We start from the raw sequence: 20,941 nt of genomic DNA, 5'->3' as shown, positions 1-20,941 counted from the left end.
CATACGCTATTTTTTACCCGCAATAGTTTTGGTAAAATACAATGGTACCTGATTGTTTTGTAAAAAAAGGTAACCGTTTTTTTGCTGAATAGTAATAGGCAGTATCTGTCTGATTTGTCCATTGATACTAATACCAGACACCTGAGGCGTACTTACTACAAATTGATTTTTTCCCCTACCCAGCAACAGATTGCCATAAGAACCGTCGATACTGCAAAACTGTGGCAGCAGATCAACAAAATTTCCTGCCGTTACAATATCCTTATTGCCATCTCCATTAAAATCGTCTATAGCTATGGCATTCACACTAGATAATTGTAATTGATAAGGCAATGCCTGAATGCTGAATGATTGTTTTTGATTATTGATAGCTAGTACCGAAGCTGCATTGGTTACCTGCAATAGCTGTGCATCTGCCAATTGATTCGGGAATAATTGCTGAATGGTTTTATTAGCAAAATCCTGGTGTTTTAAATTCTCCTTTTTCAAATAAGGCAACTGCTCTGTAATGTCTTTCTTTAAAAACACTGGCATGTCTTTTCCATTCAGTGTATGACTGAAAATTTTATCGAGTGTTCCATTTTTATCAAAATCTTTGATAAATAATTTTACAGGAGCTTCTTTAGTTGCTTTCAAATAAAAATTCTCACCTATATTACCCAACACCAAATCCAGATCTCCATCCTTATCCAGGTCGTCAGCAACCACTGTTTGCCACCATCCATACTGATCTTCCAATCCTGATTTCTGTTCCTGGAATTGCTTTCCATTGTATTGGTAAACATGTGGATACATCCACTCACCTACTATCACTAATTCACTTTTGCTATCGCCCAGCACATTGGCATAAACTGCACCAGTTATCATACCCAGGTTTGACAGGAAAGGAGCTACACTGGCGCTTACTTCTTTAAACACCCCATTGCCTTCGTTGTGATAAAGGAAACTAGCCGGAGCTACCCCGTACTGTTGTGGTGTGCTTCTGCTTCCACTAAAAATATCAAGCTTCCCATCCTGATCATAATCCAAAGGAATCGCCACCCCACAATTGGTATGACTGATTAAAAAAGCTCCAGACTTTAAAGTGAGTGCCCCTTTTCCATTGTTCAAGTACAATTGGTTCTGATACATGTCTACAGACGCTGGCGCAAAATTGCCTCCGCCACCAACAAATAAATCCAAATCGCCATCCTGATCGGCATCAAAGAAAAATGCAGCTGTTATATCATTGAATTTATACTGCTCAAAATCTTTCACTTGCTGCTTCTTCATGCCTGCTCTGGTTTGCAGGTATAATTGGCTTGCCTGTCCTCTTGCGCCACCAACAAATAAATCTTCCAATCCATCGCCATTTATATCGGCTGCAGCTGCTTTAGGGCCCAGCTTACTTAACATGAAAGGAATATTTCTTTCTATGTAAAAATCTACCTGGTCGTCTTCTGTATGTTTCTCCAATTGAATGGTCTGCTGCTGCAACAAAGCAGTGGCATTATTTGCAGATGGATCCCCGGCATACAGCGTGTTAGCTACAGATTGTTTAGACAGATAAGGCACAGCTTTTGCCGCATCATAGTTGACTTTGTGCAGTTGATTGGCTGCTGGTTTTTGAATAGTAGTTACTGTTCTGTTAGGCCAGATGATTTGCATGGAATCTACGTTACCTGCTCCCAATCCAATGGTTAATTTGTATTCAACTGAACTTTGAAACCCTTTGCTCGGAATCAACTCTCTGGTGATAATTTCTTCTCCCTTGAATATTTTTACTGTGCTCCCGATGGCAAAAAGATTTGGCTTTTGATATTGCAATTGCACTGCCATCCATTTAGCTTCACCATTTTCAGTTACTGCTACACTTTTATTTCCCTTTGAATCCTCTGATGAATTTTGGCTTGCAGTTGCATTATTCTTAATTTGTTCATTGCGCTTATTTTTGTAAACGCTTGCCGGTTGATTCACATTATTAATGATCAAATCCAAATCTCCGTCATTGTCTAAGTCTGCATATGCTGCGCCATTGGAAAAGCTCGGCTTATCTAATCCCCAGTTAACCGATTCATTACTGAATTTTAAATTGCGATTGTTTTTAAACATACTGTTCGGAATAGGAACAGATGGCATTTTATCAATCACATTGTTAACCTGCTCTTTTTTACCATTCAATACCATTTGATTCACCACATCATTGGCAAAAAAATCAATAAAGTCCTGATCGGTTACATCTCTGTAAATACCATTACAAACCAGTATATCAGACCATCCATCGTTATCTGCATCAAACATCAAGGCACCCCAGCTCCAGTCGGTGGCTGCCACTCCACTATAGAATGCGGTCTCCAGAAACTTTCCTTCACCGTTATTTACCTGCAATGAATTCTGTGTAAACTGATTAAAGAAATCTTGGTTTTTCTTAAGCATGAATACATCGTAGCTCTCAAAAGAAGTGTTGGTCTTTAATCGATAATCATCTCCTGGAAGCATATCGGTTGTAAAAATATCCGGCTTACCGTCATTGTTAATGTCTTGCAAATCCGCACCCATGGAAGAGAAGCTGATATGCTGTGTTCTTGTTCCTATTTCGTCTTTAAATGTGCCATTTTTCTGATTGATATATAAATAATCTTTCTCAAAAAAATCGTTGGAAACATAAATGTCTGGATAGCCATCTAGATTGATATCACCCACTGTTACCCCCAATCCAAAACTGATGATACTTCCATATATACCAGACTCATAGGTTACTTCTTTAAAAACACCATTGTCATTTCTGAATAAATGATCTCCGCCCCCTTTTAAAAATTCTGCAAATGGCGCTTTGGCCTCCGGAATATTACGCATATTGGCATAGTTCAACGTATTTACCGGAATGGGACTGTTATTCACTAAGAAGCAATCGAGGTCGCCATCTAAATCATAATCAAAGAAACTCGCTTGTGTAGAGTACCCATCATCGGCAAGGCCAAATTCAGCGGCTTTATCTGTAAATGTATTGTTGTGATTATTGATGTAAAGCTTATTCTTTCTTTTTTCTTTTTGCAGCATATTGCCCGCATTGCATACATAGATATCGAGCCATCCATCTGAATTGATATCTACGAAAACAACTCCGGTACTCCACTCTCCGTCATATTTTATTCCCGCCTTTTCCGTAATATCTTCAAACTCAAAATTGCCTTTATTTAAATACAGTTTATTGCTGCTCTGGTTGGCAGTAAAGAAAACTTCTGGCAACCCATCATTGTTTAAATCACCGGTTGCAACGCCACCGCCATTGTAAAAATTCCGATACTTGAAAACATTGAAATCATCTGATTCCGTAAGTGTATTGGTGAATTGAATATTGGTTTTTACCTCTTCAAAAAGGGTATCCTGCTTTTGGGTTTTACAGGAAGCCAACAATCCAATCATTAAACCAATAAAAAAAAACTGATTCTTGCGCATGTGCTAAAATACGCATTGTATGTTGCGAATGTTTCACACAGGGGCAAAAAAAATCCCTCCGAAATCAAATGATTGCGGAGGGATAGTATAATTAACCCTGGATATTAGTATCCGAAGTTTTGCTTCAAGTTAGGGTTAGAAGATAATGAAACGGTTGGAATTGGGTAAACCACTTTGTATGCATCAGATGCATTGGCTCTCTCTTCAACTGGAGCGTTGAATACACCAAAACGAATCATATCTGTTCTTCTGTGACCTTCTAAGTATAGTTCACGTCCTCTTTCAGCCAATAAAGATGAAAGGGTAATTGAACCTAGAGCAGTAGCTCTACGCTTAGAACGTAGGTCGTTAACGATAGATAAAGCTGTTTCACCGTTAGCACCTGTTGTACCACCTCTTAATAAAGCTTCAGCTTTCATTAAGCGAACATCAGAGAAACGGAAGAAAGGAAACTCGTTCGCACTTCCCCAAGCACCATCGTTGATAGTTGATGGGTCAAGAGGGAACTTATTTACACGAATACCGCTTGCTTCACCATTAAAGAAGATTGAAGCAGTACGAGTGAAAATCAATGGGTTTCCAGAGCGGTCTTTCAAATCAACGATTGGATCGCCAATTACACCGTTTTTAGGCCCACGAGCTTGTCCTACTAATAAACCTGCTGTAGCACCTACTCTATCAGTGAATCCAGCCAAGGTATCGCTCTTACGAACGTCGCTACCTTCGAAGCTATCGTAGAACTGAGAAAGGGTTACGAAACCATTCCAAGAAGAAGGAGTTTGGTTGTAATGCCAGCTCTGAGAAGTCTGCCATCTTAAACCAGCACCATTACCTGCTCTTGCATCTGCACCCGCTTTACGAACGAAAATGTTCTCAGAAGAAGCAGTACCGTTATCCCACTTAAAGTTATCCCAATAGTAAGAATCAATAGCAAGATTCGTATTCGCAGCAACTAAGTTACAGTACTCAATTACTTTGTTCATATCCGCAGCAGCAAAAGTGTAAGGTCCAGCTGGTTTAGTTGGATCTTGCTTATAAACTGCTTTGTTTAAATACGCTTTTGCCAATAAAGTCCAAGCAGCTTCTTTAGTTGCTTGTCCACGGTTAGCTCCGTTATAAGCTGGCAAGTTTGGAACTGCAGCTTCTAATTCTGTGATGATGGCATCAATCGCCTGAGATCTGGTTAATACATCAGGAATTGCGCTAGCAGCTGCTGTAGCAGGTCTTGATTGTACTTGACCATATAAATCACAAGTTAAGAAACGGAAGTAAGCACGTAGGAATTGACCTTCTGCTTTCTCCAATCCAGTTTTGGTTTCAGCAACCAAAGTTGTTTGGAATAATGCACCGTTCAAACCATTCCAAGTGTCGTTGATCTGATTGTGATCAGGACCCCAGGTATGAAGGTGTAAACGACGCCATGTACCAAAGTCATCCCAGTCAGTACCACGTGTTGGTCCCATGATTTCGTCGGTGGAATGCTCTTGCATACCAAACCAGTTACCCTGGCCACCGGTTAATTGGTTCAATTGCTCATAAACTGCAGCAATTGATGGTGCTGATGGAGCACCTCCTGCCTGATTAGGAGCTATGGAGTTTGGCGCCTCCAACTTGGGATCAAGCTTGGAACAAGACGTGATCGCAAGTACACCTACTGCCGCGGCAGGTAAAATGTAGCTTTTAATTATATTTTTCATATTAGTCAATATTTATGTTGTTCTTTATTAAAATCCTACGTTAACACCTAATGTAATAACAGTTGGTCTAGGATACTGAGTGTAGTCGAAACCACGTGAAGGGATACCGTTGATGCTCTTGTCTACGTTTACTTCAGGATCAATTCCAGAGTACTTAGTGAACAATGCTAGGTTCTGACCAGAAGCAAAAGCAGTTAAGGTCTTAATTGCTTTTCCGCTCTTAATGTCGAACGCATAGCTAAGGTTCATGTTAGCCAAACGGATGAAGTCGCCCTTCTCAAGGAATCTTGTAGAAACAGAACCTGGGTTAAATGGATTCTCAGGACCGTTACCAATTGCATAAGTCACGTTACGTGCATTACGCAAACTACCTTTCAATAACAACGCATTCGCAGTATTGTTGTATACGTAGTGACCGCTAACAGCATTTAAGAATACACTTAAATTCCATCTTCCATAAGAGAAGTTGTTGGTTAAACCAGCAAACATTTTAGGCAATGCAGTACCAACCAATTGGTTAGCAGCACCTGCAGCATAACGTGCGTTACCGTTACCATCAAATCCTTGGAACACAGGCATTGACCATGTGAAAATAGGAGATCCATTGGTTAAAGTTTGTGCAAATGCACCTGTTAAACCTTGTCCGCTAACCGCACCTGTATTGATTGGGGTTGGTAAACCGGTAATATTGTTTTTAACAGTAGTTACGTTAGCACTTACGTCCCAGTTAAACTTGTTGCCTTTAACCAACTTATAGTTAACACTGATTTCCCAACCTTCGTTGTTTACCTTACCAGGTAAGTTAATCCACCAGCTGCTGGTTGGAGCGAATCCACCCGGAGTTGGAGCGAAGAACAACATATTGGTACGCTCATTCTTATAGTAATCTACAGTTGCAGACAAACGACCATTCTTAGTAGTGAAGTCAACACCTACACCTGTAGTTGCCACTTCTTCCCACTTCAAATTAGGGTTACCCTGCTGGATGAAACGAGTAGTTGGACCGCTACCTACATCAAATGTTTGTTGAAGGTTCAAGGCCGCATAAGAACCTAGGTTATCCTGGCTACCCAATTTACCGTAGTTCGCTCTTACGTTGAAGTCGCTGAATAATTTACCTAAAGAATTCTTAGCCCAACCTTCTTCCAATACTCTCCATTTGAAAGCAAATGCTGGGAAAGTACCGTAACGGTTGTTAGCACCGAACTTAGAAGATCCATCAGATCTTACTGTAGCAGTTAAGAAATACTTGTCTTTGTAAGTATAGTTAACACGACCGAATACAGATTGTAATTCGTTTCTATCGAAACCAGGTACAAAGTTTGCATAGTTCTTAAACTTGCTGAAATCTTTAACAAATACATCAGTTGGAGCAACCACTGGTGTATTTAAACCCCAACCAAATCTACCAGTGTAGCTAGATTGGAAGCTCTGATATGAATAACCTGCAACAGCGTTGATTGCGTGAACGTTGTTGAAAGTTTTATCAAATGTGAAATAGTGTTCAATCAAAGTAGACTTTGTTTCTAGATTTTGTCTAGTTACACGGCCATTACCTTGAATACCATTCTGATAATCTCTACCAAATACGTTGATTGTACCACCGTATGCGTTAGAACCCAAACGAGGGTCAGCAAATGCAGTACGCTCAGACTTAGCATTATCCAAACCTAATACCGCACGGTAAGATAAGCTTGGAGTGATTTGATACGTAGCAGATAAGTTGGTTAAGAATCTGTTTACGAAGTCACGGTCATCAAAGTAAGCCAACATTTGAACTGGGTTACGCTGATCACCAGGCTGGAAGAATGAACCATCCTTATTGTAAACAGGGTTGGTTGGATTCAACTGTAAAGCAGCACCCAACAAAGAACCTTGGTAACCCGCATTGTTAGACAATGGAGCGTAAGTGTTCTTAGTATTAGAATAAGTGATGTTTGCTTCTAATTTTAATTTGTCGTTGAACAATTTCTGACCAAGATTAGCACGAGTAGTGATACGCTTTAATCCACTGTTTCTAACGATACCTTGTTGGTCATCGTATGAAGCACTTAATCTTGCAGTAGTTCCCTTATTGCTATAAGCCCAGCTTAGGTTATAGTTCTGAGAAATTGCCTGACGGAAAATTTGGTCTTGCCAATCGGTATTTGCACCATTGTCAATACCCTTAACCGCTTCACCAGCAGCAACTGGATCTGCACCACCATCAATATTAGCTTTCTTAGCGGCAATTAAGAAATCCTGTGCATTCATCAAATCGTAACGACGAGCAGTGTTAGCCAAACTGGTAGTTGCACCAAAGTTGAAAACACCTGCTTTACCACCTCTACCTTGCTTGGTAGTAATCAAGATAACACCATTCGCACCTCTTGATCCGTAGATCGCTGCGGCAGATGCATCTTTTAATACAGTGATACTTTCAATATCATTAGGGTTTAAGAAAATCAATGGGTTTTTAGGAGTAGTACTTCCTTCAACACCACTTGCAGAACCCAAAGTACCACCTTGAATCAATGGAACTCCATCGATTACATATAATGGTTCTTGAGCACCACTGATAGATCCTGTACCTCTGATATTGATAGTTGCAGCAGCGCCTGGCTCACCAGTGGAAGGAGTTACCAACACACCAGGAGTACGACCCTGTAACAACTGATCTGGAGAAGCGATCTGACCTTTGTTGAAGTCCTTCTCCGTAACGCGCGCAACAGAACCTGTTACGTCTTTAGATTTTCTGCTACCATAACCAATTACAACAACATCTGTTAACGCATCAGCGGTAGATGTCAATTTTACATTGGCTGTGTTAGAAGAAGAAACGTTCACTTCTACGTTACCATAACCTGCAAAAGAAATCACAAGTGTTTTGGTTGAAGCAGGAACGTTTAATTTGAAGGAACCGTCTGCACCCGTCTGGGTACCTGTTGAAGTTCCTTTAGCTACTACAGATGCACCAGCGAGCGGTGATCCGTCCTTTGAGTCAGTTACCTTACCGGTAACTGTTTTTGTTTGCGCATACGAGAAGATGGCAAACAGACAAGCGAAGGCTCCCATTAAGATGGGCCTAGCAAGCAGTCTTAGATTCATAAATGGCAGTTTACTGGTTATTAAGCGTGTACAAAATACACATTTTTTGGTTTAAACAAAATTTTTGTTAAATCTTAATAGAAAATTTAGAAAAATTTGTTCGTCACCTATATATGAATGATTTGTACCTTTTTTATGACCACTTTGATTTTTAAAAAGTTGCATGAATAAGCAAAGTTTTTAATAGAAAAAGTGGTGATTATTAACGTAAATATGAGTTGATTAGTACGAATGGACACATTAAAAAAGACTAAAATGCGGGAATTTTTAAAAATCCGCAAATTGACGCAAATAATAATAAAAATACCTGCATAAAGCAGGTATTTTTTGCGGTTTTATCCGGTCAAATGTTAAAATATGAATTTTACTCTTTCTATTTCCAAATTTAATCCTGATTAGTTAGTTATCACAACTGTAACAATTTAGTTATCACAACTATCATAATAAAGACTTCAATCGCTGTTGGTATTGCTTAAACTCAGCCTCCAGTAAATCGATGCCTTTTTCCTGATTCGGTGATAAAGGATCTAGGGCAATCACGAGATCAAGATAAAAATCAGTGAGTTTTCTTCTGAATTTTACTTCGTCAAAGAAAATAGACTTACGATTCAACTCTAATAATTCTTTTCGGAACGAATCTAAAGCTGCCATTTTTTCTTTTGATTTCTGAACCTTCGCTATCTCACTACTGGTTGTATCTTTTACATAAGCACTTATGCTAGAGTCTATAGTAGCAACCATCTCTGCCAGTTGCTCTATCAAAGTAAACATCCGCATATTCTGCTGATATAGCTTCTGAAGATTTGCTTGAGTTAGTCCTGCTGTTGGATTGGGCAGTACTTGCAGCATCTGCTCTGAACTGTCTTTGCCAGCTTTTACTTTTACTTTGTAATTACCCGCTGGTACTTTTGGTCCATATACTCCCGCATATTGTACAGAAGATTGTGCAACAAAACCACCTTTGGCTACTTTGGGAGGATTAGATGTTAAGGTCCACATTACTTTATTTAAACCCTTTACACCCGTGCCATTGATGTCTTTTATTTTTTTATTGTCGCTATTGTAAATTTCAATCTTCACAACATCATTACTTCTTTCTTTTAAGTAATAATAAAAGGTAGGTGCCAATGATTTTCCAGCACCAACATAGCCAACTAAATTAGTTGGTGACTGAGGATATTGCGCTCCATATTCATACTTAAATGGCTGAACAGGATAAAACAACAAAGCTTTGGATAAATCTGATTTTACCATTTCTCTTAATGGCTGAATATTGTCTACAATATAAACGCCTCTTCCATGTGTAGCTACAATTAAATCACTCGTGGCCGGATGTATTTTTATATCCCTTACCAGACTGTACCAGGGCATATTCTGGTATTTACTTCTCATCCAGGTTTTACCTGCATTCAGTGAAATAAAAAAACCAGACTCTGTTCCTAAAAACAACAGATCGGGCGTTTTGAAATCTTCTCGGATGATATGCGCATAGCCACTGAATTCTTCCGATTCAAATTTGGTAAATGTATTGCCGCCGTCATTGCTAACCACAACATAAGTATTGTTGTCGCCATACATATGATGATCAAGTGTTACAAAAATTCGTTTCGGATTGTGCAAAGACAATTCAATACTACTAATCCATGCTTGTGCAGGCACTCCTGCTTTAGTTATTCCGGAATTTTTATTCTCCCAGGTTTTTCCTCCATTGTATGTAACCATTAAATTACCATCATCTGTTCCAACCCAGATAATATTTTCATTTGCAGGTTGCTGTACAATGGTAAAAATAGTACCGTGATTTTCTGCACTGGTATTATCACCAGTTATGCTCTCACTATTCTCTGACTTATTGTGAATGGCTTTATTGTTGGTTGTTAAATCCGGAGAAATTCTTTCCCAATTAATACCATTGTCTCTTGAACGGAAAAGATACTGCGCCCCCACATATAAATTGCTTTGAGGTTTTCCGGCCGCATTTTTTGTTGTAGACTTTGCAGTGACAATGGGTGTATTCCAGTTCCATCTGTGGTCTTCTTCCCCTGATTGTTTTTTGGGTTTAATAACATTGGACAATCCGGTTTTAAGATTGATGCGATACATTTCTCCTCCCTGCGATTCAGCATAAATAATTTTCTCATCTAACGCATCAGGTTGAACCCAGAATCCATCTCCCCCACCAAGTGCTTTCCAATCGGTTGCTGCAACCCCACCTGGTGCTGTATTCGGAGCCATCCAGTTATTATTATCCTGTAATCCACCATACACATTATAAGGAGTTTGGTTATCTACACTCACATGATAAAACTGAGGGACTGGCAAATTATTGAGAAATTGCCAAGTAACACCTTTGTTGTAGCTCAGATAAACTCCACCATCTGTTCCTAAAAATAACATATCGGTATTAGCAGGATTAATCCATAACGCATGATGATCTGCATGTGGTGTTACTCCTCCAATAATCGTATTGCTGAAAGTGCTTCCTCCGTCATTTGAATAAGCAAATTCATACGCAGGCCTGTACACTCTTTTGGGATCTTTTGGATCAATCACCAATGTGCTGAAGTAAAATGGACGAGCCATTAAACCAGTTGCAGTAGTTAATAGCGTCCAGGATTCTCCATCATCACTGGATTGATAAAGGCCTGATTGCTTGGCTTCAACTAATGCAAGAAAATGAGAAGGTTTAGATGGATTTGCCGTTATCACAATTCTTCCCAAATTGCCTTCTGGCAAACCTTTGGTCAATTTTTTCCAGGTTTTTCCTCCATCGGTTGATTTATAAAAGCCTGATCCTTCACCGCCTGATACAAAAGAAAATGGTTTTCTTCTGAATTGCCAGCTAGATGCAAAAATGATATTGGGATTTTGCGGGCTGATGGCTATATCTGCGCAGCCGGTATTTTCATCAATAAACAAAATCTTATTCCAGGTTTTTCCTCCATCAGTAGATTTATACAAACCTCTGTGTGTAGAAGGTTTGTATAAAGGGCCCGGAGCAGCAACATAAATCACTTTTTTATCTGTTGGATCAATCTGTATTTTGGCAATATGCTCTGTACTATCCAATCCAATTTTTTGCCAGTTACTACCACCGTCTGTTGTTTTATACAAACCGGTTCCAAATGAAACAGAATTTCGCATATTGCTTTCCCCTGTTCCTGCATAAACTACTCGGGCATTGCCGGGTTCAATGGCAATTGCACCAATTGATTGTGTGTATTTATCAAATATGGAATTAAAGGATTGTCCTCCGTTCTGCGACTTCCATATTCCACCTCCGGCAGTTCCTACATACAAGTTCAATTGCCCATCAGCATAAGCACCTTCAATTGCAGTGATGCGTCCGCTCATAGTAGAAGGACCCAATGCTCTTGCACCCAATACCTGAAACTGAGCCGTATTCAGAGAGGGAATGTTCTGTGCATGCAATAAAGATGCGGTTCCTGTTATCAGGAACAATAAAAGTTTGCGCATAAATAAATTTATTTGCCTGAGAAAATAGCTTCGTCAATTGTTGGATTAATCGTAACTTTTTTGGTTACCATCATCATCATTCCCATGTCTGACTTGAAAGCCATTTTAATACCATTTTCTAAAGTTTGGTAGTCAAGGTACTTAACGGATTGTTTGATTTCCTGACCTTGCTGTTTTACACTTGTTTCTTCCTTGTAAATTAAATAGGTATTTAAATCGAAGTAATACGTTTTTTCATTCCCGTTTTTAGTAGTCAGTTTTACCTTGTGATAAGAAGTACCTTCTTCTTCTTCCTTTCCTAAATATTCTACAGTCGAACCTTTTTCTTTATAGTTCACAAATTCGTCCTGCACATCCAACTCATCAATTTTGGATTTAAGTTCGTCAGCAGTAATTTCTTCAAGACCTGTTTTACCCATTAATGGGTTCTGAGACCATCCTTTGGTTGGAGTAGTAATGTCAATGATTTTACTTCCCTGAAACTCAGCATCAACACGCATGCCTTTCATATGCACAGCCTGCATTGTAAATGGGATTGCCAAACCCTGTACTTCAATTTGGCCTTCTACTTTTAATGACTGGACTTTAGTCCATTTTTCTACGCCTCCAATGGCTTGAACATACTTGTTGATTACTTCATCAACAGATTGCGCAGATAAACTGATGACTGCAGCAAATAGAACGAATGCAGATAATAAAAGCTTTTTCATGTTTGTTGGTTTAATTTTTCTCATTAGTATAATAACTAATTCCAATATTACAGTTTTGGTATTAGTTTTAACTTTTATAAGTGTTAATGGTATATTAATTCAACAAACGGTCTTATTTGCAGGATTTCTCTAACTCAATCGTAGCTGCAAATACGCCCATAGCTGCTGCTTTTTGCAAATCCTCACATCCGGCTACATTTTGCTTTAGAATTACTTTTAAAATCCCCCTATTTAGATAAATATCCCCGTTTTTGGGGTCTTGTTCAATGGCTTTATCATAATCAGCTATAGCCGAAACATACTGTTTTAACTGGCCCTTTACTATCCCTCTGTTAAAAAATATATTGGGCATCTGAGAGTCTAATTGAATTACACGATTATAATCTGCCAATGCGCCTGCCAAATCTTTGGCAGCATACCTAGCCAGTCCTCTGTTGTACCATGCGCCTGCATTTGCAGGTCTTAATCGAATACAGTTATTGTAATCTGCCAATGCCCCTTTCTTGTCTCCCAGCGCATTTTTTACATAACCACGGTTAAAATAAATATCGCCATATCCCGGATCCAGCTTCAATGCCTGATTATAGTCATCCAATGCAGCTTCATAATCACCTGATCTTTCAAACTGAAGTCCCCGGTTAAAGAAAGCACTCACATTCTTTTTATTCAATTCAATGGCACTGGAAAAATCATCTACTGCGGCTGCAGTATCCGCTAATTCTAACTGAACCAATCCTCTGTTTACAAATAAGTCTGCATTTTTAGGACTGAGCACAATGGCCCTGTCAAAATCTGCCTTGGATTCTTTAAAAAGCTTTTTATCTCTGTATAACAATGCACGGTTAAAATAAATATCCGGACTCGACTGATTGTTTTCTAAAGCCAGATTCAGATCGGGCAAAGCACCATCAAAATCTTTCAACTGTATTTTGCTGATTGCTCTGTTAAAAAAAACATTCTCTACCGATGAGTCTATTGCAATTACTTCATTGTAATCTTCAATAGCTGCTTTATGATTGTTTAATGCCGCTTTAGAAATACCCCGATTAAAGTAAATGTCTGCTGCAGGGTCTAGGGAAATGGCTTTATCAAAATCAATCAAAGCGGCTTTATGATTGTTTTGTTTTGCTTTTACATACCCTCTGTTAAACCAGGCATCCGTATTTTCTGGATTGTAAGCAATCGCTTTATTGTAATCTGCCAGAGCGCCTGCAAAGTCTTTCAAAGCATACTTAACTACGCCCCTGTTAAAATAAACTTCGCCATAATTGGGTTTAAGTTGTAGTGCGCGGTTATAATCCTTCAATGCACCCGCATAATCTTCTATATGTTCTTTTTCTATACCCCTGTTAAAAAACATATTGGCAGTTGCCGGTCCTAGGGTGATGGCTTTATTATAATCTTCAACTGCACCAGACGCATCACCGGCAAGTCCTTTAATAATCCCCCTGTTAAAATACAGGTTTGCATTGGCGTCATTCACTTCCAATGCAAACCCAATATCTTCTATTGCACCCTCATAATTTTTCAGCTCTCTCTTAGCAATTGCTCTGTTCAGAAACAAATTGATATCATCGGGTGTTTCTTCTAGTGCCTGCGTAAAGTCTTCTACCGCACCTTTGTAATTCTTAACAGCCATTCTTTGCAGGCCACGCTTTACCAATTGATCCAACGTTTGAGCTGTCCCCTGGACCGTAAGCCCAAACAAAATGAATACAAACAATAATTTGAGTATCCGGCGATTCATCATATATCTGAAGATTGAGCGCAATTTAATTACTCTGCTTCATTCTTTAACATCATCAGCAAAGTATACGCCCCTTTAATAACATAATTGCCAGATTCGGTAAGCATTGTCTCAGGAACAAGCAGTTCGGTCACCCCATTTTCGGTTTCTCCAACAGTTACTTCCAGCATGGCATACTTCTGTTTGGCTACTTCCTTAAAAATGAAATGTTTACCGTCATGCCGCACAATGGCATCTGCAGGCAGCACAATTGCTTTTCTGTTTTTAACTTTTATTTCCGCGTTCATGTATGTACCAGGAATCAACACCTTATCATACTGTTCAAAATGACAATGTACATCTGTATACCCTTCTGCATTGATGTCTTTGCCCATTAATAAGACTTCACAATCGTATTTTTTTTCAGGGTTATTATTGGTATATGCAATCAGCCCTTGACCAATAAACAATTTAGGCAGATCTTTTTCAAATACTTTTAATGCCAGATGAATATCTGTTGGATTTACCAATTCAAACATGATTTCTGTAGGTGAAATGTATTTCCCAATGTTTACGTTCACTCTGGTTACGTACCCATCAATAGGTGAATGTATATTGACGCTCTTGCTGATATTATTTTCTGTAAGATTTGCAGGATGTATGCCTACCAGTTGCAGTTTCTGTGCCAATGCTGCTGAAAGAATCCGGTGTGATTTTAAATCGGCTTCTGCCTGCTGTAACATTTTATCGCTGGATGCCTGACTGGCATTTAATTCTTTCTGTCTTACATACTCTTTCTCCAGTTGGCTAAGTTTTACTTTCGCCATTAAATAGTCCTGTTGCAACTGAATGTATTGCTGGTCTTCCATGGTGGCAACCACTTCTCCTTTGTTCACATGCATTCCTGGCAACAACTTGCTAGTCTTTAAATAACCACCCAGCGGCACACTGATTGATACCATATTTTGAGGCGGAACATCCACTTTACCATTTACTTTCAGCAAGGAAGAAATTTCTCCGGTTTGTAAAGGCCCTGTCTGAATATCAGCATTTTTGATTTGAGCATCCGTTAACGTAATAGTATCTATTCCTGCATTGCCCTTAGCTTGCTCCTCCATAGGACCAGATTTAGTTCCACAGGCAATTAAAGCAATAGATAAAGCCAGTATAAAAAAATATTGTTTCATAATTATTTAGATTGAATAAAGTAAATTAATTGGATGATGGCTTCGTTTAAACTTCTGACAGCTTCTATATAATCGCTTTTTACCATGGTGGCCTGATTTATCAACTGCACCCATTCAAGATAATTGATTTCTCCCGCTGCCAGTTGCTTATTAGCTGTTTCAGTAATGATTTGTGCATTTTTCAAACCCGTTCTTTCCATATACTGAACAGTTGACTGAAATTTCTGATACTGAGCCATTGCAACCTGATATTCTGTATTGATTTGTTGCTTCACTTGTTGATATTGTGATTCAGCAATTTTTTCATTGAGTGTTGCGCTATTAATTCTGGCTTTCTGTGCTTTATTAAAAATAGGTATACCAACCCCAACTTGAATGGAGCTGAATCTTTTTCCTGTATAAAATATATCGTCTGCACCAATACCACGGATACTTCCATTTAGGTACCCGAGTGATAGGTCGGGCAATAACTTACTTTGTTCAAAAGCTACACCTGCCTGCGCAATTTGCTGTTGCTGCTGTATGCTTTGTAATACAGGATGATTATTAATTAATGCAGTATCCAAAATAGCAGAGACTTCCAGTGTTGTATTATCGTTGGAAGGCACTAGAAACTCATTTGTGTTCAGTAACAAGTGAAACTGCAACTGCATGGCAGCTTCGTCTTTCAACAACTGTTCCTTCTGTACATTAATTTGTCCAAGTAAAGTTTCTGCACTTGTTTTCTCAAGAATATTTGTCTCTCCTGTTTTTAAACGCAAGGCTGACTTTTGAAAAAAAGCGGCGTATAAACTATCGGAAAACTGCAACAGGTTCTTTTTCTTTTGCATGTACACCAATGTGTAATACACTTGCTGCACTTGTTTTCTGAGTAGCGCTTCCTTTACGGCAATATTCAACACACTGCTTTTGAATTCTTCCTGCAACAAGGCTTTTTCGCGCTTGTAAACAGTGGGGAAAGCAGTAGACTGGCTTAGACCAAACCGATTATCATTATATATACTATTGATTTGACCTATTTCACTAAGCAACATCGTTTTGGGCAAGTTACCTGCAGTGCCTACCATAAGTTCCTGGTATTTGGCTTTTAACTGTTCATTCTTTAATGTCAGATTATTCTGAATAGCAGAATCTATGGCAGCTTTCAGCCCAATCGTTTTAACAGTATAATCTGGCGTGAAACGGGAAGAATTCAATCCTCTTGTACTCTGTGCATGTAAAGCAGAAACGGACAGTAACAGTCCTGCCATTAAAGCTGCTGTATTTACCGGAGTTCCAGGCTTTTTAAATCCCTTTTCGAACATAATATACAATACTGGCAATACAAATAAAGTCAGGAAGGTTGCAATCAGCAATCCACCAATTACCACTGTTGCCAATGGTCTTTGCACTTCTGCTCCTGCACCATTACTCAATGCCATAGGTAAAAATCCCAGTGAGGCAACAAATGCAGTCATCAGTACTGGTCTTAATCGCAAACTTGTTCCTGTTAATACAATTTCTCTCAGGTTGTCCATGCCATCTTTTTTAAGTCGGTTGAATTCTGCAATCAATACAATTCCATTCAATACTGCCACTCCAAATAAAGCGATAAATCCAACTCCTGCACTTATACTAAATGGCATATCTCTTAAGGCAAGGAAAAAGATACCTCCTATAGCAGACAAGGGAATGGCTGAATAAATCAATAGTCCGTGCTTTACAGAGTTAAAGGCAAAATACAAAAGAAGAAAAATCAAAAGCAAAGAAATAGGAACGGCAATCATTAACCTTGCTTTAGCCGCATTTAAATTTTCGAATGCACCACCATAAGTAATATAATATCCGGCAGGAAACTTCACCTGCTTTTCAATTTTTTGCTGCAACTCATTTACTATACTTTCCACATCTCTTCCGCGAACATTGAAGCCAATGACAATTCTTCTTTTGGCATCTTCCCGCTGAATTTGATTAGGACCATCTTTAATGGTAACTGTTGCGAGTTGAGACAAAGGAACCTGAATACCACTGGGTGTAGGAATAAGCAATTGCTGAATGTCTTTCAGGTTTTGTTTCATTTCCCCTTTTATTCTTACTACCAGGTCAAATCGTTTCTCTCCTTCAAATAGCAAACCAGTACTTTGACCGGCAAAAGAAGCATTTACAATTTTATTGATTTCACTGATATTCAAATTAAACTGGGCGATGGTATTGCGGTTGTATTCAATCATTATCTGAGGCATTCCTGTTACAGATTCCACGTACACGCTAACAGCACCTTCTACTGTTCCGGCAATTTTTCCTACCATAGCAGCATAAGTAGCCAGACTATCCAGATCTTCTCCGAATATCTTACACACCACATCCTGTCTTGCGCCTGTCATTAATTCATTAAACCGCATCTGTACCGGAAACTGAAAACCAGTCGTAATACCAGGTACAGCAGCTAAGGTATTGCCCATTTTTTCAGCCATCTCAGTAAAGTTCTTTGCAGAAGTCCATTCTTCCTTTGGTTTCAGAATTACCATTAAATCACTTGCTTCCATAGGCATAGGATCTGTAGGTATTTCGCCGCTACCAATTTTGGTTACCACTTTTTCTACCTCTGGATATTCTTTTATTAATAACCCTGCTGCCTTTTGAGTGCGCTCCAGGGTTGTATTTAAATTACTTCCAGTAAGTACCCTTGTTTCTACTGCAAAATCTCCTTCCTCAAGTGCAGGAATAAACTCTCCACCCAAACCAGACAAAATAATCATGGCAGTAATGAATAAACCTATTACAACGGTTAATACAATTTTGGGGAAGGCGATAACAGTTGTCAGCAACTTCTTATATCTTCTTTCCAGTTGCGCCATCACTCTATCGGACCAAGTTGCTTTGTGTGTAATATTTTTACTAAGGAAAACAGAACTCATCATTGGGATATAGGTCAAGGATAGCAGGAAAGCGCCTAATAAAGCAAAGGCTACAGTCTGTGCCATGGGTTTGAACATTTTACCTTCTATCCCCTGCAATGTGAATATGGGCAGGTATACAACTAAAATGATTATCTGACCAAATACAGCGCTATTCATCATCTTACTAGCCGAGTGATTCACTTCCTTATCCATTTGTTGCTGCGATAAACGATTCACCACTGCAAACTTTTTACTATGACTCAGCTGATGCATAACAGCTTCTACAATAATAACGGCACCATCCACTATCAACCCAAAATCCAGTGCACCCAAACTCATCAGATTCCCGCTCACACCAAACAGATTCATCATAATTACCGCAAACAACATAGCGAGTGGAATTACCGATGCTACAATTAATCCGGCCCTCAAATTACCGAGGAATAGAACGAGTACAAAAACCACAATCAATGCACCTTCCAGTAAATTTTTCTCAACTGTTCCTATGGCATTGTTTACCATTTTGGTTCTATCGAGGAAGGGTTCAATAACAACGCCCTTTGGCAGAGATTTCTGTATTTGTGCAATTCGCTCTTTTACGTTTTTAATTACCACATTGCTATTGGCTCCTTTCAACATCATTACAACTGCACCTGCCACTTCTCCCTGATCATTGAAAGCCATTGCACCATAACGGGTAGCATGACCAATCTTAACTTCTGCCACATCTCTTATAAAGAGTGGGGTTCCTCCGGCAATTTTTTTGATTGCTATATTCTGTATGTCTTCAATATTACCCAGCAAACCTTCTGTACGAATAAATAAAACAGTTGGCCCCTTCTCAATATAAGCTCCCCCTGTATTCTGGTTATTGGATTCCAAAGCATTGAAAACATCGGAGATGGTGATATTGTAACTTAACAATTTGGAAGGATCAACTTCTACAGAATATTGCTTAAGTTTTCCCCCAAAGGAACTCACGTCAGCAACTCCTTTTACGCCCAATAATTGTCTTCTTACTATCCAGTCCTGAATGGTTCTTAGCTCTGTAATATCATACTGTTTTTCGTATCCCTTCTCTGGCCTTACAACGTATTGATAAATTTCACCCAAACCTGTTGAAACTGGCCCCAACTGAGGTGTTCCAATGCCAGCAGGAATCTGGGATTGAACCTGCAATAATCGCTCTGCTACTTGTTGCCTAGCCCAATAGATATCTGTGTTATCATCAAATACAATTGTTACTAGCGATAAACCAAATCTTGAAAAACTTCTGATTTCGAGAAGACCAGAAATATTATTGTTGGCTTGTTCTATGGGAAAAGTTACCAGTCGCTCTATATCCGTTGCGCCAAAGGAAGGAGCAACTGTAATTACCTGCACCTGGTTGTTTGTTATATCTGGCACTGCATCAATGGGCAATCTGGTTAGTTCTATGGTACCATACCCAATGAGTGCCACTAGAAATAATCCTACTATGAGTTTATTCCTAACGGAAAACTCAATAATTCTTGTCAGCATTATTGTTCGTTAAATATTATTTGAAAATACCTTAATCAAAAGGAAGTCTATATGTTATGCAATAACATATACTTTGGGAGGCTGCCAAATATTCACCTGGTAATTGGAATATAATTTGGGAGGTTGATGACCTTTCCATTCTGTATTAGAAAACACAGTGGGATTTGACAATACAATTAAGGCATTTAAGGGAACAAAAGCAGTTACTGAAGAACCGAAAAATTCTCCAGTTGTTTTAAATGGCAACTGCATATCTCTAGCATAGTCATCATCTTTCACCGTCTTTTGTCCGTAATGAATTTTCAAAAACTGAAAAACAGTTAAGCTTTGATTGTCTGACTTATGTTCAATAAAATGTTGAAATACTACAGGCAATTTCAGTAACTCATGCGCTTCAGTTACCGTGCAGACATAAATAGTCAAGAATAATATGGCGATGCCTTTTCTCAAGGATATAAAGGTACACTAATTATTAATAATCTGAATAAGTAGTGCTTTTCAGCAATTGACTATGTAAGGCAGACATATTGTTCTTATAAAAATCCATGGAAGAAAGTCGCTTCCAAGTGGCGGATTCTCCAAATTGTTTCCAATGCTCGTTCCTACTTTCAATGCTGCTAAAGCTAGTCATATACATCAAATTGGGCATTTTAGATCCAAATAACACATCCGCGTAAAACACTGCATTGAAACCCAATTGATCAAATAATTTGACTTCCCCTCCTTCATTGAACATATGTACTTTATTTCTATAAGTAGCTTCTGTTGGGCTTTCATAACTTCTCAATTCAAAAATGCGATCCGTTTTGGAAATAGCGGCATCAGGAATTTTCATAAATGGCATATCGCTAAAAGCACTTAGCAAAAACTGTTCGTAGCGGTTGTATATTGGTTGATTATAACTGCCTAATTCTGTAAGACCCCACTGGACAGGCTGGCTTAACTTCTCCAAGTTGTTGTGATTGAGTAAAATAATTAGCTGTTTGTCTTTTGCAGTATCGTTAGCAATAGGTTTGAAAACACCTATTTTGGCAAAACCACTTTGATGTAACTGAGGCAAATAGGTCTCCGTCAAAAACTGATCTAACGTTTGTTCTTGTTGTGTGGAAGAAAAATGATATACGATTAACTTGTAATATTCATGCTTTGGTTTTGCAAAGGCCATTACGGTAACAAAGCATAAAAGGAGGGTAAATCTCTTTTTCATCGGTGCTTATTT

The 20,941-nt window shown here is 38.8% G+C and carries 10 protein-coding genes; all 10 read right to left on the bottom strand.

Annotation, left to right across the window (positions count from 1 at the left end; translation table 11 throughout):
• Positions 1-6: 6 nt before the first annotated feature.
• A complete protein-coding gene (locus tag TEGAF0_RS12370) occupies positions 7-3,438 on the bottom strand; it encodes a VCBS repeat-containing protein (RefSeq protein WP_264898679.1) in 3,432 nt (1,143 codons plus the stop codon).
• A 104-nt stretch (positions 3,439-3,542) separates the two neighbouring features.
• Entirely contained in the window at positions 3,543-5,135 is a 1,593-nt protein-coding gene (locus TEGAF0_RS12365) for a RagB/SusD family nutrient uptake outer membrane protein (RefSeq protein ID WP_264898678.1), read from the bottom strand.
• Between the two features lie 27 nt (positions 5,136-5,162).
• The gene (locus TEGAF0_RS12360; RefSeq protein ID WP_264898676.1) at positions 5,163-8,222 is read right to left on the bottom strand and encodes a SusC/RagA family TonB-linked outer membrane protein; all 3,060 of its coding nucleotides are present in this window, start codon (positions 8,220-8,222) and stop codon (positions 5,163-5,165) included.
• A 438-nt stretch (positions 8,223-8,660) separates the two neighbouring features.
• Positions 8,661-11,699, bottom strand: coding sequence for a VPS10 domain-containing protein (locus tag TEGAF0_RS12355; protein WP_264898674.1), 3,039 nt, complete (start codon positions 11,697-11,699; stop codon positions 8,661-8,663).
• An 8-nt stretch (positions 11,700-11,707) separates the two neighbouring features.
• Positions 11,708-12,409 carry a LolA-like protein gene (locus TEGAF0_RS12350; RefSeq protein WP_264898673.1) on the bottom strand — a complete coding sequence of 234 codons (702 nt, stop codon included), beginning with the start codon at positions 12,407-12,409 and terminating at the stop codon, positions 11,708-11,710.
• 112 nt (positions 12,410-12,521) lie between these two features.
• On the bottom strand, positions 12,522-14,159 hold the full coding sequence (locus tag TEGAF0_RS12345; RefSeq protein WP_264898672.1) for a tetratricopeptide repeat protein: 1,638 nt from the start codon (positions 14,157-14,159) through the stop codon (positions 12,522-12,524).
• A 26-nt stretch (positions 14,160-14,185) separates the two neighbouring features.
• Positions 14,186-15,322 (bottom strand): efflux RND transporter periplasmic adaptor subunit, encoded by a 1,137-nt coding sequence (locus tag TEGAF0_RS12340; RefSeq protein ID WP_264898671.1) that lies wholly within the window; start codon positions 15,320-15,322, stop codon positions 14,186-14,188.
• Positions 15,323-15,324: 2 nt separating this feature from the next.
• On the bottom strand, positions 15,325-19,722 hold the full coding sequence (locus tag TEGAF0_RS12335; protein WP_264898670.1) for a CusA/CzcA family heavy metal efflux RND transporter: 4,398 nt from the start codon (positions 19,720-19,722) through the stop codon (positions 15,325-15,327).
• A 54-nt stretch (positions 19,723-19,776) separates the two neighbouring features.
• Positions 19,777-20,172, bottom strand: a complete 396-nt coding sequence (locus TEGAF0_RS12330; protein ID WP_264898669.1) for a hypothetical protein — start codon at positions 20,170-20,172, stop codon at positions 19,777-19,779.
• A gap of 22 nt (positions 20,173-20,194) precedes the next feature.
• Entirely contained in the window at positions 20,195-20,929 is a 735-nt protein-coding gene (locus TEGAF0_RS12325; protein WP_264898667.1) for an NIPSNAP family protein, read from the bottom strand.
• Positions 20,930-20,941 lie beyond the last annotated feature (12 nt).

Source organism: Sediminibacterium sp. TEGAF015, from assembly GCF_025997995.1.
In the GTDB taxonomy this organism is placed as follows: Bacteria; Bacteroidota; Bacteroidia; order Chitinophagales; family Chitinophagaceae; genus Sediminibacterium.
Note: the sequence above shows the minus strand (reverse complement) of the source record. Positions and strands in the feature narration are given on the sequence as shown.

What these genes read in the sequence shown, in the direction of transcription:
- TEGAF0_RS12355 (WP_264898674.1), bottom strand. Translation starts at nt 11,699, where the DNA reads ATGCGCAAACTTTTATTGTTCCTGATAACAGGAACCGCATCTTTATTG.
- TEGAF0_RS12365 (WP_264898678.1), bottom strand. Translation starts at nt 5,135, where the DNA reads ATGAAAAATATAATTAAAAGCTACATTTTACCTGCCGCGGCAGTAGGT.
- TEGAF0_RS12325 (WP_264898667.1), bottom strand. Translation starts at nt 20,929, where the DNA reads ATGAAAAAGAGATTTACCCTCCTTTTATGCTTTGTTACCGTAATGGCC.
- TEGAF0_RS12345 (WP_264898672.1), bottom strand. Translation starts at nt 14,159, where the DNA reads ATGATGAATCGCCGGATACTCAAATTATTGTTTGTATTCATTTTGTTT.
- TEGAF0_RS12340 (WP_264898671.1), bottom strand. Translation starts at nt 15,322, where the DNA reads ATGAAACAATATTTTTTTATACTGGCTTTATCTATTGCTTTAATTGCC.
- TEGAF0_RS12335 (WP_264898670.1), bottom strand. Translation starts at nt 19,722, where the DNA reads ATGCTGACAAGAATTATTGAGTTTTCCGTTAGGAATAAACTCATAGTA.
- TEGAF0_RS12350 (WP_264898673.1), bottom strand. Translation starts at nt 12,409, where the DNA reads ATGAAAAAGCTTTTATTATCTGCATTCGTTCTATTTGCTGCAGTCATC.
- TEGAF0_RS12360 (WP_264898676.1), bottom strand. Translation starts at nt 8,222, where the DNA reads ATGAATCTAAGACTGCTTGCTAGGCCCATCTTAATGGGAGCCTTCGCT.
- TEGAF0_RS12370 (WP_264898679.1), bottom strand. Translation starts at nt 3,438, where the DNA reads ATGCGCAAGAATCAGTTTTTTTTTATTGGTTTAATGATTGGATTGTTG.